Source organism: Nitrogeniibacter mangrovi (assembly GCF_010983895.1).
In the GTDB taxonomy this organism is placed as follows: Bacteria; Pseudomonadota; Gammaproteobacteria; order Burkholderiales; family Rhodocyclaceae; genus Nitrogeniibacter; species Nitrogeniibacter mangrovi.
Genome location: NZ_CP048836.1, coordinates 508022 through 523616 on the forward strand (window position 1 = coordinate 508022; position 15595 = coordinate 523616).

Consider the following 15595-nt stretch of genomic DNA (forward strand, 5'->3'; position numbering starts at 1 on the left):
GGGGCGCCCATCATGTACTAGGAGCTCGCCATGTCCGACCCCGTTGTCATCGTTTCCGCCGCCCGCACCCCCATGGGTGGCTTTCAGGGAGACCTGGCGAGCCTCACGGCGCCCCGACTCGGGAGCGTCGCGATCGCCGCTGCGCTCGAGCGCGCCGGTCTGTCGGCCGAGCGGATTGAGGAAGTCATCATGGGCTGCGTGCTGCCGGCCGGCGTCGGCCAGGCGCCCGCCCGCCAGGCGGCCCTCGGCGCCGGCCTGCCGCTGTCCGCCGGGTGCACCACGGTCAACAAGGTGTGCGGCTCGGGCATGAAGGCCACCATGCTCGCCCACGACCTGCTCCGGGTCGGCACCAACGACATCATGGTCGCCGGCGGCATGGAGTCCATGAGCAACGCGCCCTACCTGCTGCCCAAGGCGCGCGGCGGCTATCGCCTCGGTCATGGTCAGGTGATCGACCACATGTTCTTCGACGGCCTCGAAGACCGCTACGGCAAGGACACCGCCGGGCGTCTCATGGGCACCTTCGCCGAGGACTGCGCCCGTCACTACGACTTCACCCGCACCGCCCAGGACGAATTCGCCATCGCCTCCACCACCCGTGCCCAGGCGGCCATCACGAGCGGCGCCTTCGACTGGGAGGTGGCCCCGGTGACCGTCGCCGGCCGCGGCGGCGACACCGTGGTGGCTCAGGACGAGCAGCCCCTCAAGGCGCGCCTGGACAAGATCGCCTCGCTCAAGCCGGCCTTCGCCAAGGACGGCACCGTGACCCCGGCCAACTCCAGTTCCATCTCCGACGGCGCCGCCGCGCTCGTCCTGATGCGCCGGTCCACCGCCGACCAGCTCGGGCTCGCCCCGCTGGCCACCATCCTCGGCCACACCACCCATGCCCAGGCGCCGGCCTGGTTCACCACCGCCCCGGTGGGGGCCATGCAGGCGCTGCTCGCCAAGGTGGGCTGGGGCGTGGCCGACGTGGATCTGTGGGAGATCAACGAAGCCTTCGCGGTGGTCACCATGGCGGCGATGCACGAGATGCAGCTCGATCACGACAAGGTGAACGTGAATGGCGGCGCCTGCGCGCTGGGTCATCCGATCGGCGCCTCGGGCGCGCGCATCCTGGTGACCCTGCTTGGCGCCCTGCGCCATCGTGGCCTCAAGCGCGGCGTGGCCAGCCTGTGCATCGGCGGCGGCGAGGCCACTGCCATGGCGGTGGAAGTGGTTTGACCCGCAGCCCGGGTTCCGCCTTCGGCTGCATCCGGGCGATGAGAGAAGACATCGGCGGGACAAGGACCCACCAGACAGAGGAGAGACCCATGATCCTGACCGAAGAGCAGGAAATGATTCGCGACACCCTGCGCGCCTTTGCGCAGGAGCAACTGGCGCCGCACGCGGCCGACTGGGACCGCAACCACACCTTCCCGCGCGAGGCCCTGAACGGGCTCGCCGAGCTGGGCGCCCTGGGCATGGTGGTGCCCGAGGACTGGGGCGGCGCCGGCATGGACTACCTGAGCCTGGTGCTGGCGCTGGAGGAGATCGCCGCCGGTGACGGCGCCACCTCCACCATTGTCAGCGTGCAGAACTCGCTGGCCTGCGGCATCACCCTGCGCTACGGCACCGATGCGCAAAAAGACCAATGGCTGCGCCCGCTGGCGCAGGGCAAGAAGCTCGGCTGCTTCTGCCTGACCGAGCCGCATGTGGGCTCCGACGCGGCCGCCATCCGCACCACCGCGGTGAGGGACGGCGACGGCTGGATCCTCAACGGCGTCAAGCAGTTCATCACCACCGGGCGCGAGGCCGACGTGGCGATCGTGTTCGCGGTCACCGACAAGGCCGCCGGCAAGAAGGGCATCTCCGCCTTCCTGGTGCCCACCGACAACCCCGGCTACGTGGTCGCGCGCATCGAGGAGAAGATGGGCCAGAAGGCCTCGGACACCGCGCAGATCCTGTTCGAGCACTGCCGGGTCGGCGCCGACGCGCTGCTCGGGGCCGAGGGCGAGGGCTACCGGATCGCCCTGTCGAATCTCGAGGCCGGGCGCATCGGCATCGCCGCCCAGAGCCTCGGCATGGCGCGCGCGGCGCTGGAGGCGGCGGTGCACTACGCCCACGAGCGCGAGAGCTTCGGCAAGCCCATCTTCGAGCACCAGGCGGTGAACTTCCGCCTCGCCGACATGGCCACCCGGCTGGAGGCGGCGCGCCAGCTCGTGTGGCATGCCGCCAGCCTCAAGGACGCGGGTCGGCCCTGCCTGAAGGAGGCCTCCATGGCCAAGCTGTTCGCCTCCGAGATGGCCGAGCAGGTGTGCTCCGATGCGATCCAGATTCATGGCGGCTATGGTTACGTGAGCGACTTCCCGGTCGAGCGCATCTATCGCGACGTGCGGGTGTGCCAGATCTACGAAGGCGCCTCCGACATCCAGCGCCTGGTCATCGGCCGCGCGCTGGCCGCCTGAGGAGGGACGATGGTGCACACCCTGCACCCGGACGCATCGGTGGATCGGCTCAACGCGCGCCTGCCCGGCACGCTGCCGGGCTGGTACGGCATGGGCATCAGCGAATTGGCGCCGGGGCGGCTGGTGCTCGGCATGAGCATCCGCCCCGAGATGCTCGCGCCCAACGGCTTCCTGCATGCTGCCTCGGTCATCGCCCTGGCCGACACCGGCGCCGGCATGGCCACCTTCGCCCATCTGCCGGACGGGGCCAGCGGCTTCACCACCATCGAGCTGAAGAGCAACTTCCTCGCCACCCAGACCGAGGGCGCGCTGCGCTGCGAGGTGAGCGCGGTGCACACCGGGCGTACCACCCAGATCTGGGACGCCGAGGTGATCGGCGAGGGCGGCCGCCGGCTGGCCCTGTTCCGATGCACCCAGATGATCCTGTGGCCCAAGGGGGCCTGACGCCAGCGTGCCAACGACGGGAGACCCCATGCGCGAACCGATCGACTTCTACTTCGACTTCACCTCGCCCTACGGCTACTTCATGAGCGAGAAGATCGACGCCCTGGCCGCCCGCTTCGGGCGCCAGGTGCGCTGGCATCCGGTGCTGCTCGGGATGGTGTTCAAGACCACGCGCACCGAACCGCCGGTGAGCGTGCCGCTCAAGGGCGACTACGTGAAGCGCGACTTCGCCCGCATGGCGCGCTGGCTGGAAGTTCCTTTCGAGCTGCCGGCCACTTTTCCGATCGCCACCCAGGCGGCGGCGCGCACCTACTACTGGCTGCACGATCAGGACTGTGCCCTGGCGCGGCGCTTCGCCCATGCCGCGTTCCAAGCCCTGTTCCGCGACGGGCGCGATATCTCCGCGCCGGCGACGGTGGTCGACATCGCCGCCGGCCTTGGCGTCGATGCGCAGGCACTGAGCGCGGCGCTGCAGACCGACGCGGTCAAGGCCCGCCTCAAGGCCGAGAACGAGGCGGCCATGGCGCGCGGCGTGTTCGGCGCGCCCTACGTGATCGTCGACGGCGAGCCCTTCTGGGGGGTGGACCGTCTGGCGCAGATCGAGCGCTGGCTCGAGACCGGCGGGTTCTGAGCCATGGCGACGCTCCCGTTCAAGCGCATCTGCGTGTTCTGCGGCTCGCGTCACGGCGCCCGTCCGGACTACGCCGCGGCCGCCGAGGCCCTGGGCCGCACCCTCGCCGCCGACGGGATCGAGCTCGTCTATGGCGGCGGCAACGTCGGTCTCATGGGCGTGGTGGCCGACGCCTGCCTGGCCGCCGGCGGCAGCGTGACCGGCGTGATCCCGCAGGCCCTCAAGGACTGGGAGGTGGCCCACGAGGGGCTCACCCGTCTGGAGGTGGTCGACTCCATGCACACCCGCAAGGCGCGCATGGCCGAGCTGGCCGACGGCTTCATTGCCCTGCCCGGCGGGCTGGGCACCTTCGAGGAGCTGTTCGAGATCCTCACCTGGGCGCAGCTCGGCTTCCACCGCAAACCGGTGGCCCTGCTCGACGTGGCCGGTTACTACGCCCCCATGCGGCAGATGATGGCGGCCGGGGTGAGCGAGGGCTTCATGAAGCCGCAGAACGCCGAGCGCCTCCTCATCGAGGCGTCGATTCCGGCCCTGCTGCGGGCCATGGCGGCCTATGTGGCGCCGCACACCGATGCGCGCATCGACAACACCGATCAACTCTGAGCCGAGAGCCTCCATGAGCACCCTCCAGTCCAAGATCAATGTCCGCTCGGAAGAATTCCGCGCCAACGCCGCGGCCATGGACGCCGTGGTCGCCGACCTGCGCGCCAAGGCCGCCCAGGTGGCCCTCGGCGGCGGCGAGGCCGCGCGCGACAAGCACCTGGCCCGTGGCAAGCTGCTGCCGCGCGACCGCATCGGCCATCTCATCGATCCGGGCACGCCCTTCCTCGAGATCGGCCAGCTGGCCGCCTTCGGCATGTACGACGGCGATGCGCCGGCAGCCGGGGTCATCGCCGGCATCGGCCGGGTGGAGGGCACCGAATGCATGATCGTGGCCAACGACGCCACGGTGAAGGGCGGCACCTACTACCCGATGACGGTCAAGAAGCACCTGCGCGCCCAGGAGATCGCCGAGCAGAACCATCTGCCGTGCCTCTATCTGGTCGATTCGGGCGGCGCCTTCCTGCCCAAGCAGGACGAGGTCTTCCCCGACCGCGATCATTTCGGTCGCATCTTCTTCAACCAGGCCAACATGTCCGCCAAGGGCATCCCCCAGATCGCGGTGGTGATGGGCTCGTGCACCGCCGGTGGCGCCTATGTGCCGGCCATGAGTGACGAGACCGTCATCGTCAAGAACCAGGGCACCATCTTCCTGGGCGGACCGCCGCTGGTGAAGGCGGCCACCGGCGAAGTGGTGAGCGCCGAGGACCTGGGCGGCGGCGATGTGCACACCCGCCTGTCGGGGGTGGCCGATCACCTGGCCGAGAACGATGCCCACGCGCTCAACATCGCCCGGCGCATCGTCGCCAACCTCAACCGGGTCAAGCCGGTGGACCTGGCCGTCGGTAGCGTGGAAGAACCCATCTACGACCCGGCCGAGATCTACGGCATCATCCCCACCGACACCCGCAAACCCTACGACGTGCGCGAGATCATCGCCCGGGTGGTGGACGGCTCGCGCTTCGACGAATTCAAGGCCCGCTACGGCACCACCCTGGTCACCGGCTTCGCCAAACTCTATGGCTACCCGGTGGGCATCGTCGCCAACAACGGCATCCTCTTCGGCGAATCGGCGCAGAAGGGCGCGCACTTCGTCGAACTGTGCGGCCAGCGCGGCATCCCGCTGGTGTTTCTGCAGAACATCACCGGCTTCATGGTCGGGCGCAAGTACGAGAACGGCGGCATCGCCAAGGACGGCGCCAAGATGGTCACCGCGGTGTCCACCGTGCAGGTGCCCAAGATTTCCGTGCTCATCGGCGGCAGCTTCGGCGCCGGCAACTACGGCATGTGCGGGCGCGCCTACAGCCCGCGCTTCCTGTGGATGTGGCCCAACGCGCGCATCTCGGTCATGGGCGGCGAGCAGGCCGCCAGCGTGCTGGCCACCGTGCGCCGCGACGGGATCGAAGCCAAGGGCGGGCAGTGGAGCGCCGAGGAGGAAGAAGCCTTCAAGGCGCCGATCCGCGACCAGTACGAAGCCCAGGGCCATCCCTACTACGCCACCGCGCGGCTGTGGGACGACGGCGTGGTGGACCCGGCCCAGACCCGGCGCCTGCTCGGGCTGTCCCTGTCGGCCGCGCTCAATGCGCCGATTGCGCCGACCAGGTTCGGCGTGTTCCGGATGTGAGCCATGTACTGTCCGCGCCATTTTTCCATTGAAGATCCGGCCTGCCTGCATGAGTTCATGCGCGCGCATCCGCTGGCCACGCTCGTCACCCACGGGGCGGACGGACTGGACGCCAACCATGTGCCCCTGATGGTGCGCGGCGCCGAAGGCGCCGAGCGCCTGGCCGGCCATGTCGCCCGCGCCAATCCGCTCTGGGAGGACCATGACGGCGAGCATGTGCTGTGTGTCTTCCAGGGGCCGGATCACTACATCAGCCCCTCCGCCTACCCGACCAAGGCCGAGACCGGCAAGGTGGTGCCCACCTGGAATTACGCGGTCGTCCATGCGCGCGGCATCCTGCGCGTGATCGAGGAGCGCGACTGGCTGCATGCGCTGGTCACCGATCTGACCCGTACCCACGAGGCCGGCCTGCCCACCCCGTGGCAGGTGAGCGACGCGCCGGACGACTATGTCGAGCGCATGCTGGGCGCCATCGTCGGCATCGAGATCGAAGTGACCCGACTGGTCGGCAAATGGAAGGTCAGCCAGAACCAGCCGGAGAACAACCGCGCCGGGGTCGTCCAGGCCCTGTCGACCGGCGACGAGGCCGCACGGGCCATGGCCGGTCTGGTCGAGCGCTTTGCAAAGGATCGCCCATGAGCACCGAGTTCGAGACCCTGACGATCGAGTGTGACGGCGGCGTCGCCACCGTGTGGATGAACCGCCCGGACAAGCACAACGCTTTCAACGCAACCCTCATCGCCGAGCTGGACGCGGCCTTTGCTGCGCTGGAGGCGGACGACACGGTGCGGGTGGTGGTGCTCGCCGGCCGCGGCAGGAGCTTCTCCGCCGGGGCGGACCTGAACTGGATGAAGGCGCAGGGCGAGGCCGGCGAGGCGGCCAACGTGGCCGACGCGCGCCGGCTCGCCGACATGCTCGCGCGCCTGGCGACGCTCTCCAAGCCGACCATCGCGCGGGTGCATGGCGCGGCGCTGGGCGGGGGCATGGGGCTGGCCTCGGCCTGCGACATCTGCATCGCCTCGGCGCGGGCGGTGTTCGCCACCTCGGAGGTGAAGTTCGGCCTCACGCCCGCCACCATCAGCCCCTACGTGCTGCGCGCCATCGGCGCGCGTCAGGCGCATCGCTACTTCCTCAGTGCCGAGCGCATCGATGCGACCCGCGCCGCCGCGCTGGGGCTGGTGCATGAGCTCGTGGAGGACGATGCGGCGCTCGATGCCAAGGTGGCCGAACTGGTCGCCGCGATCCTGCAAGGCGGACCGCAGGCGCAGGCGGCAGCCAAGGACCTGATTCGTGCCGTGGCCCATCAGCCGGTGACCGAGGCGGTACTCGACGACACCGCCCGGCGCATCGCCGCGCTGCGTGCGACGCCGGAGGCGAAGGAAGGCCTGGCCGCGTTTCTGGAAAAACGGCCGGCGGCGTGGGTGCCCGGACGTGGGGCGTAGCCCGGCCGAGCGCAGCGACGCCGGGAACGCGGTGCCATCGAGGCGCGGTGGCCCCGGCGTCGGGCCTGCGGCCCTGGGCCGGGCGACGTGAGAATGAGAGGGGGAGACATGTTTGAAAACATCCTGATCGCCAACTGCGGTGACCCGCCGCGAAGCGGCGCAGCGACGCAGTCACATCGCCATGTCCGCATCGCGGACTCAGGCGATTTTGCCGCGGAGGGGCACCATGTTTGAAAAAATCCTGATCGCCAACCGCGGTGACCCGCCGCGAAGCGGCGCAGCGACGCAGTCACATCGCCTTGTCCGCATCGCGGACTCAGGCGATTTCGCCGCGGAGGGGCACCATGTTTGAAAAAATCCTGATCGCCAACCGCGGCGAAATCGCCTGCCGGGTCATCAAGACCGCGCGGCGGATGGGCATCAAGACCGTGGCGGTGTATTCCGAGGCCGACGCCAGCGCCCGCCATGTGCGCCTGGCCGACGAGGCGGTGCTGCTCGGGCCGGCGGCGGCCCGGGAGAGCTATCTGGTGATCGAGCGGATCATCGCCGCGGCGAAGGAAACCGGTGCCCAGGCCATCCACCCGGGCTACGGCTTCCTGTCCGAGAACGAGGCCTTCTGCCATGCCTGCGAGGCGGCCGGCATCGTCTTCATCGGCCCGCCGGTGAGCGCCATCCATGCCATGGGCTCCAAGTCCGAGGCCAAGAAGCTGATGGAAGCGGCCGGTGTGCCGCTCACGCCGGGCTATCACGGCGACGACCAGGACCCGGCGCTGCTGGCGAGCGAGGCCGAGGCCATCGGCTACCCGGTGCTCATCAAGGCCGCGGCCGGCGGGGGCGGCAAGGGCATGCGCCTGGTCGAGCGCGCCGAGGACTTCGCCGACGCGCTCGCCTCCTGCAAGCGTGAGGCGGCCAGCAGCTTCGGTGACGACCATGTGCTGGTGGAAAAGTACGTGCTCAAGCCGCGCCACATCGAGATCCAGGTGTTCGGCGACCGCCACGGCAACTGCGTCTATCTGTTCGAACGCGACTGCTCGGTGCAGCGCCGCCACCAGAAGGTGCTCGAAGAGGCGCCGGCCCCCGGCATGACCCCGGAGCGGCGCGCCGCCATGGGGCAGGCCGCGGTCGATGCGGCCCGTGCGGTGGGCTACGTGGGCGCCGGCACGGTGGAGTTCATCGCCAGCCCGGACGGCAGCTTCTATTTCATGGAAATGAACACCCGCCTGCAGGTGGAGCATCCGGTCACCGAGATGATCACCGGGCTCGACCTGGTCGAATGGCAGCTGCGGGTGGCCGCCGGCGAACCGCTGCCGCTGGCGCAGGAGCAGCTGCAGATCCGCGGCCATGCCATCGAGGCGCGCATCTACGCCGAGGATCCGGACAAGGGCTTCCTGCCCTCCACCGGCACCCTGGTGCACCTGTCGCCGCCGGTCGAGGGCCTGCATGTGCGGGTCGACACCGGGGTGGAGGAGGGCGATGCCATCAGCCCCCACTACGACCCCATGATCGCCAAGCTGATCGTGTGGGACGAAGGCGAGGGCTGCCGTGACCGGGCGCGCTCGCGCCTGCTGCAGGCGCTGGCCGAGTACCGCATCGTCGGCGTCGCCAACAACGTCGGCTTCCTCTCGCGTCTGGTGGCCTGCCCGGCGTTTGCCAGTGCCGATCTCGACACCGGCCTGATCGAACGGGAGAAGGCCTATCTGTTCCCCGAATCACGGCCCACGCCCGACGAGGTGTGGCAGGTGGCGGCGCTGGCGGAACTGCTGCGCGAGAGCGCCCGCGGCCGGGCCAGGGCGCGCCGCGACGAAGATCCGGGCTCGCCCTGGCATGCACGCGATGGCTGGCGGCTCAACGCCACGGCGCGGCGCGACCTGATCTTCCGCCTCGGTGAGACCGAGCAGGTGGTGACGGTGGCCTACCGCCCCGACGGCTACACCCTCAGCCTAAACGGCCGGCGCGCCGAGGCGCGCGGGCAGATGGACGAACGCGGGGTGATGCGCATCGACCTGGACGGGCGGCGCATGGACGCCACCGTGGTGGTCGCTAGCGAGAAGCGCCATGTGTTCGTCAATGGCCGTGCCTGGCAGCTCACCCGGGTCGATCCGCTGCACCACAGCGGCGAGGGCGGCGGCGCCGAAGGGGCGCTGGTGGCGCCCATGCCGGGCAAGGTGATCGCGCTGGTGGCCGCCGCCGGGGCGACGGTGGCCAAGGGCGCGCCGCTGCTCATCCTCGAGGCCATGAAGATGGAGCACACCATCGCCGCGCCGGCGGCCGGCACCCTCAAGGCGCACCGCTTCGCCGTGGGCGACCAGGTGGGCGATGGGGAGGAACTGGTGGAATTCGAGATCACGCCGTCGGTCTGACGGAACAGCCACGGCCGGCGGCAGGCACGGGCGAGGATACGCCCGGCCGGCGCCGGCCCCCACCCCCACCCCCACCCCCACCCCCACCCCCACACAACCGGAGGAGATTCATGAACGCATCGAGTTACGTGCATGGCGCATCGCAGACGCCGCTGATCGGCGAGACCATCGGCCGCTTCTTCGACGCGGCCTGCGCCCGGCACGGCGCGCGCGATGCGCTGGTGGTGCGTCATCAGGGCGTGCGCCTCAGCTACGCGGAACTGAAGCAGAAGGTGGACGCGCTGGCCTGCGCGCTGATGCGCCTGGGCCTCGCGCCCGGCGAGCGCATCGGCATCTGGGCGCAGAACCGCATGGAATGGACGCTCACCCAGTTCGCCACCGCCAAGGCGGGGCTGGTGCTGGTGAACATCAACCCGGCCTATCGCCGCGCCGAGCTCGAGTATGCGCTCAACAAGGTCGGCTGCCGGGCGCTGATCCTGTCGCCCGCGTTCAAGACCAGCAACTACCTGGAGATGATCGCCGACCTGGCGCCGGAGCTGGCGCACTGCGCCCCGGGGCAGCTGGTCAGCGAACGCCTGCCGGCGCTGCAGATGGTGATCCGCATGGGCGCGGAACGCAGCCCCGGCATGTTCGGCTTCGACGCGCTGCTCAAGGCTCCGACCCGGGACGAGCTGCAGGCGCTCGACGCGCTGGGCGAGACGCTGCAGTTCGACGAGCCGATCAACATCCAGTTCACCTCCGGCACCACCGGCCATCCCAAGGGAGCGACGCTGTCGCACCACAACATCCTCAACAACGGCTTCTTCGTGGGCGAGGCGATCGGCCTGACGGCGGAAGACCGGCTGTGCATTCCGGTGCCGCTGTACCACTGCTTCGGCATGGTGATGGGCAACCTGGGCTGCCTCACCCACGGCGCGGCGATGGTCTATCCGGCCGAGGCCTTCGAGCCCCTGGCGTGCCTGCAGACCGTGGCCGAGGAGCGCTGCACCGGGCTCTACGGCGTGCCCACCATGTTCATCGCCATGCTCGACCACCCCGAATTCGCCGGCTTCGACCTGTCCACCCTGCGCACCGGCATCATGGCCGGCAGCCCGTGCCCGACCGAGGTCATGAAACGGGTGGTGGACAAGATGCACATGGGGCAGGTGACCATCGCCTACGGCATGACCGAAACCTCGCCGGTGAGCTTCCAGAGCGGCATGGACGACCCGCTCGAGCGGCGCGTGTCCACCGTCGGCCGCATCCAGCCCCACTGCGAGGTGAAGATCGTCGACACCGATGGGCGCATCGTGCCGCGCGGCACGCCCGGCGAGCTGTGCACCCGGGGCTACTCGGTGATGCTCGGCTACTGGGGCGACGAGGCCAGGACCGCGGAGGCCATCGACCGGGCTGGCTGGATGCACACCGGCGACCTGGCCACCGTCGACGCGGACGGCTACTGCAACATCGTCGGCCGCATCAAGGACATGGTCATCCGCGGCGGCGAGAACCTCTACCCGCGCGAGATCGAGGAATTCCTCTACCGCCACCCGCAGGTGCTCGACGTGCAGGTGGTGGGCGTGCCCGACGAAAAATACGGCGAGGAGCTGTGTGCCTGGATCATCGTGCGCGAGGGCGAAGCACTCACCGAAGAGGCGGTGCGCGCCTTCTGCCAGGGGCAGATCGCCCATCACAAGATCCCGCGCTACATCCGCTTCGTCGACAGCTTTCCGATGACGGTCACCGGCAAGATCCAGAAATTCCAGATCCGCGAGCAGATGAAGCGTGAGCTCGGCCTGGACGACGCCCGCACCGCCTGAGCACCACAAGGACGCGAATCCATGAGCCTGCCCACCACCGTCACCCTGCTCGATGTCGGCCCCCGCGACGGCCTGCAGAACGAAAAGCAGATCATCGCCACCGACATCAAGGTGGACCTCATCGCCCGCCTCGGCGCCGCCGGCCTCAGGCACATCGAGGCCACCTCCTTCGTGTCGCCCAAGTGGGTGCCGCAGATGGCCGATGCCGCCGAAGTGATGGCCCGCATCGTGCGCCTGCCCGGCGTGAGCTACCCGGTGCTCACCCCCAACCTCAAGGGTTTCGAGGCCGCCATGGCCGCCGGCGCAACCTCGGTGGCCGTGTTCGCCGCCGCCTCCGAAACCTTCAGCCAGAAGAACATCAACTGCGCCATCGCCGAGTCGCTGCAGCGCTTCGAACCGGTGATGGCGGCCGCACGGGCCGCGGGCGTCCCGGTGCGCGGCTACGTCTCCTGCGTGCTCGGCTGCCCCTACGAGGGCGAGATCGCGCCGCAGGCGGTGGCCGATGTGTCGGCGGCGCTGTTCGACATGGGCTGTGACGACATCGGCCTGGGCGATACCATCGGCACCGGTACCCCGGGCAAGGCCCAGGCCATGATCGCGGCGGTGGCGCGGCGGGTGCCGGTGGACCGGCTCGTGGGGCATTACCATGACACCTACGGGCAGGCGCTGGCCAACATCTACGCCTCGCTCGAGATGGGGCTGAGCCACTTCGACACCTCGGTCGGCGGGCTCGGCGGCTGCCCCTACGCCAAGGGCGCGACCGGCAACGTGGCCACCGAGGACGTGGTCTACCTGCTCGACGGCCTCGGCATCGCCACCGGCATCGACCTGGAGGCGCTGGTGGACACCGCCGCCTGGATCAGCGAACAACTGGGCCGCCCGCCGGCCTCGCGCGTGGCGCGGGCGCTGCTGGCCAAACGCGGTGCCTGTGCACCCGCCAACGGAGAGTGAATGAGCATCGAATCGCCCTGCATCAACATCTGCAAGCTGGACGAAGCCACCGGCTACTGCATCGGCTGCTTTCGCAGCGTCCACGAGATCACCGTGTGGAGCCGGCTCGACGAGGCCGGCAAGCGGGCGGTGCTGGACGCGGTCGCCGAGCGCGAGGCGGCGCACGATCTGTTCGAGAATGACCTGCGCGGTGAGTGCGAGCGGTAAAATGCCGCTTTTGCTTCACCGGAACCGCCCCCCATGTCCGAATGCATCGGCATCTGTGAAATCGACCCCGACTCCGAGACCTGCATCGGCTGCGGGCGCTCGGCCGACGAGATCTTCGGCAACGACCACAGCGACGACCCCACCGACGGCGCCGCGCAGCCGCCCGCGGCCGACCACGTGCCCATCACCCCGGACGACACCCCGCCCGTCGCCGGCTGAGCCCGCGCGCCGGGAGCGCCCATGAGCACGCCGCTGCCCGACGACATCCTCGTCTTCGAACGCGGCTGGCTGTCGGCCAACAACATCCTGCTGTTCGACGGCGGCGAAGCCACGCTGGTCGACACCGGCTACCTGAGCCACGCCGAGCAGACCGTCGCCCTGGTGCGCGAAGGGCTCGCCGGGCGCACCCTCACCGACATCGTCAACACCCACTCCCACTCCGACCACATCGGCGGCAATGCCGCCGTGCAGCGGGCCTTCGGCGCGCGCATCACCATCCCCGAAGGCATGCACGCGGCGGTGGACCAGTGGGACGAATCCGCGCTCCTGCTCACCCTCGCCGACCAGCGCGGCGAGCGCTTCCGCGCCGACCATCTCGCCCATGCCGGCGAGACCGTCGCCATGGGCGCGCGCCCCTGGCAGGCGCTGGCCGCGCCTGGCCACGACATGGACGCGCTCATGTACTGGAATCCGGAGACCGGCATCCTCATCTCCGGTGACGCCCTGTGGCGCGACGGCTTCGGCATCCTGTTCGCCGAAGTGCTCGGCACCGGCGACGGCATCGGCACCGCGCGCACCACCCTCGACGCCATCGCCCGCCTGCCGGTGCGCACCGTCATCCCCGGCCACGGCGCCCCCTTCGTCGAAGTGGACGAGGCCCTGGCCACCGCCTACGCCCGGCTCGCGGCCTTCGAGGAAGACGGCGCCCGCATGGCCCGCAACGCCATCCGCGCCTGCACCACCTTCGCCCTGCTCGACCTGCGCCGCATGTCCATTGACGCACTGCCCGGCTGGCTGGAGCGGACACCCCTGTTCGCCGAGGCCAACCGGCGCTTCCTCAACGAAACGCCGGAGCGGCTCGCGGACTGGTTGATCGACGGCCTGGAGAAGGCGGGCGTGGCGAAGCGGGAGGGCGGGTGGTTGGTGGCCGCGTAGGGCGGAAGCGTCGACGGCGTCATCCACCGCTTGGGATGATGACATACGCAAGTAACTTCTTACGCAGACTAATGCGCTCGTAGTGGAAGACCAAACAGGCGTCGCAAGAAGTCTTCGAGGTCAACCAAGGCAGATGGTTGATTTGCTAACAACCAATCAATCAAACTGGGCGTATCGCGAGTTTTTCTAAACTCTAGCCTCGCCTCAGATAACTTTGAAAAGATATTTGAAAGCACCTCAGATCCATTTGCAGAAGCCAAATTTTCATACGAATATGAATCCAATTCGGCCCTGACCGTGTCGCTTGCGATCGGCTCCCCTAATTCCGTCAAAACCGCTGATATTGCGTCAGGATGCAAGACATAGTTTTCAAGCATCTTACGCTCCAGAAAATGAATTGCGCCTGACGATTCTTGGCAGATTTTCTTGCATTCACTGCTCTTTCGATTTTCCTTGTCCAATAGAATGGCGACCATAGGCGGCACTAGTGCGGATGACGCGGTTAGCCTTTGATAGATTTTGGCGACTTCCGTTGGCGAAAGGCCTTTCTTTTCAAACGCTCCCGTGTGCTCAACTCTTAATACTGCAGTGCCTGCCGCCACTTCTGGGCAGAAATGACGCAGCAGCACAGGTATTACAATTTCTTCAGTCTGCCCCTCCACCCAAAGCACCCTATCCTGCCCATGCAAATCCGTCATGCGAATTCCGAGATGCGCCAAATCAGTTCGCAGCGATGGAAGGTCTTTTCCTGAAACTTGTTTGGTTACTGAGTATGTCTCATTGAGTGAGAACATTGTGATTGTCGCCGGAGAAACAGCAGTCAATACGTCTGGAGAATGAGCTGTGAGAATGTATTGATGTTGTTTCCCTTCCTGTGAAAGTATTCCCAATAGCTCTCGAAGAGCTTTGGGGTGAAGGAATGAGTTGGGCTCATCGATCGCAATGACTTGCGGAAATCTAGAGGTGAGAACGACGTACAGTATCGCGATGACGTTGCCAATTCCGCTTCCCATTTTGTCCAGCGATACTGCAAGATCGTGCCGCCGCTTGGAGGGGGCTTCTGGTAGGCATTGGAGTTGGAATGCTTGATTTCCTGGAATGGGAGGAGCCTGAATCCATTTCACCGACGGAAATATTCGATGTACCCAGTTGCACAGTATGCGATGGCCTTCGGCATCGTTGGAATGAAGATGGTTGATGCAATAGGGAAGATTTCCCGCGTTGCGCTGAAGTACGGGATCGCCTGCTGTGGAAGAAGTATCTGCCGGCAGCCTTTGTGCAGAAAACCTGTATATTCTTGATCGATATTTTTCTCGAATTGATGCTAAGTGGCGTTCAATTCCACCGGAATTGGCTACTTGTGCGTTTTGAAGCGTCCCGTCCGAAGGGTTAAAGTCCATATAGATCGAGCATATTGTGTCGTTGTTTGATTTTGAATTGACGATTTTAGAAAATCCGTGGCATGTTTTATATGCGGTCCTTATATTCCCGCCATGGATTTCTATGAAGATGACTATCTCTGGGGATTCGCAGATTCCATCGTAGAGTTGTCGGGCAGCAACATTCCCATGGCTAGAAATATTTTTGAGAATCTCATTTGGAATAGGAATCTGAATATTTGTTGTAGAAATTCCTCGATATTCATTCAGAGTTGTTGTAAGTGATAATTTAAGCCGGGAGTGGGGTGAGGGAGATGCGCCGTACTCAGGCAAGTTTGCAACGGATCGGTGGGGCGATGAAATAGTCGAATCTAGGTCGAGTGCTTCAAGGGCCGTTGTCTTTCCCGAGTTGTTTGCCCCTACAAACAAGTTAAATCCTGGCGCCAAAAGAATCTCTTGTGGCTTCAAAAAACACTTGTAATTCTCCATTTCTATGGAATTAACGTACATGGCGGCTATTCTTCCTAGTCGAACACTGATGGCGTTTCCCACAAATATC

At 66.9% G+C, this 15595-nt stretch carries 16 protein-coding genes; 15 read left to right on the forward strand and 1 reads right to left on the reverse strand.

Translation table 11 applies throughout. The annotated features are described in order from the left end of the window. Positions 1–30 precede the first annotated feature (30 nt). The 15 genes from G3580_RS02275 to G3580_RS02340 all read left to right on the forward strand — a co-directional run bounded on the left by G3580_RS02275 (position 31) and on the right by G3580_RS02340 (position 13657). The gene (locus G3580_RS02275; RefSeq protein ID WP_173763720.1) at positions 31–1221 is read left to right on the forward strand and encodes an acetyl-CoA C-acetyltransferase; all 1191 of its coding nucleotides are present in this window, start codon (positions 31–33) and stop codon (positions 1219–1221) included. Between the two features lie 89 nt (positions 1222–1310). Beyond that, positions 1311–2444, forward strand: a complete 1134-nt coding sequence (locus G3580_RS02280; RefSeq protein WP_173763721.1) for an acyl-CoA dehydrogenase — start codon at positions 1311–1313, stop codon at positions 2442–2444. A 9-nt stretch (positions 2445–2453) separates the two neighbouring features. After that, positions 2454–2888, forward strand: a complete 435-nt coding sequence (locus G3580_RS02285; RefSeq protein WP_173763722.1) for a PaaI family thioesterase — start codon at positions 2454–2456, stop codon at positions 2886–2888. Positions 2889–2916: 28 nt separating this feature from the next. After that, on the forward strand, positions 2917–3519 hold the full coding sequence (locus G3580_RS02290; protein ID WP_173763723.1) for a 2-hydroxychromene-2-carboxylate isomerase: 603 nt from the start codon (positions 2917–2919) through the stop codon (positions 3517–3519). Between the two features lie 3 nt (positions 3520–3522). Further along, positions 3523–4122, forward strand: coding sequence for an LOG family protein (locus tag G3580_RS02295; RefSeq protein WP_173763724.1), 600 nt, complete (start codon positions 3523–3525; stop codon positions 4120–4122). A 13-nt stretch (positions 4123–4135) separates the two neighbouring features. Next, on the forward strand, positions 4136–5743 hold the full coding sequence (locus tag G3580_RS02300) for a carboxyl transferase domain-containing protein (RefSeq protein ID WP_173763725.1): 1608 nt from the start codon (positions 4136–4138) through the stop codon (positions 5741–5743). Positions 5744–5746: 3 nt separating this feature from the next. Further along, positions 5747–6382, forward strand: a complete 636-nt coding sequence (locus tag G3580_RS02305; protein ID WP_173763726.1) for an FMN-binding negative transcriptional regulator — start codon at positions 5747–5749, stop codon at positions 6380–6382. Continuing rightward, positions 6379–7185, forward strand: a complete 807-nt coding sequence (locus G3580_RS02310) for an enoyl-CoA hydratase/isomerase family protein (protein WP_173763727.1) — start codon at positions 6379–6381, stop codon at positions 7183–7185. Before G3580_RS02305 ends, G3580_RS02310 begins: the two co-directional genes overlap by 4 nt. 226 nt (positions 7186–7411) lie before the next feature. Continuing rightward, positions 7412–7537, forward strand: coding sequence for a hypothetical protein (locus G3580_RS20215; protein WP_267313322.1), 126 nt, complete (start codon positions 7412–7414; stop codon positions 7535–7537). Continuing rightward, the gene (locus G3580_RS02315) at positions 7530–9545 is read left to right on the forward strand and encodes an acetyl/propionyl/methylcrotonyl-CoA carboxylase subunit alpha (RefSeq protein ID WP_173763728.1); all 2016 of its coding nucleotides are present in this window, start codon (positions 7530–7532) and stop codon (positions 9543–9545) included. Before G3580_RS20215 ends, G3580_RS02315 begins: the two co-directional genes overlap by 8 nt. Positions 9546–9655: 110 nt before the next feature. After that, positions 9656–11344 (forward strand): AMP-binding protein, encoded by a 1689-nt coding sequence (locus G3580_RS02320; protein ID WP_173763729.1) that lies wholly within the window; start codon positions 9656–9658, stop codon positions 11342–11344. 21 nt (positions 11345–11365) lie between these two features. Then, positions 11366–12295 carry a hydroxymethylglutaryl-CoA lyase gene (locus tag G3580_RS02325; protein WP_173763730.1) on the forward strand — a complete coding sequence of 310 codons (930 nt, stop codon included), beginning with the start codon at positions 11366–11368 and terminating at the stop codon, positions 12293–12295. Further along, positions 12296–12502, forward strand: coding sequence for a DUF1289 domain-containing protein (locus G3580_RS02330; RefSeq protein WP_173763731.1), 207 nt, complete (start codon positions 12296–12298; stop codon positions 12500–12502). 33 nt (positions 12503–12535) lie between these two features. After that, positions 12536–12721 (forward strand): DUF1289 domain-containing protein, encoded by a 186-nt coding sequence (locus tag G3580_RS02335; protein ID WP_173763732.1) that lies wholly within the window; start codon positions 12536–12538, stop codon positions 12719–12721. 21 nt (positions 12722–12742) lie between these two features. Further along, complete coding sequence (locus G3580_RS02340) at positions 12743–13657, forward strand: MBL fold metallo-hydrolase (RefSeq protein WP_173763733.1); 915 nt, start codon at positions 12743–12745, stop codon at positions 13655–13657. Between the two features lie 68 nt (positions 13658–13725). On the opposite strand, the gene G3580_RS02345 is transcribed toward G3580_RS02340, so the two are convergent. Then, on the reverse strand, positions 13726–15546 hold the full coding sequence (locus G3580_RS02345; protein ID WP_173763734.1) for an AAA family ATPase: 1821 nt from the start codon (positions 15544–15546) through the stop codon (positions 13726–13728). Between the last annotated feature and the right edge of the window lie 49 nt (positions 15547–15595).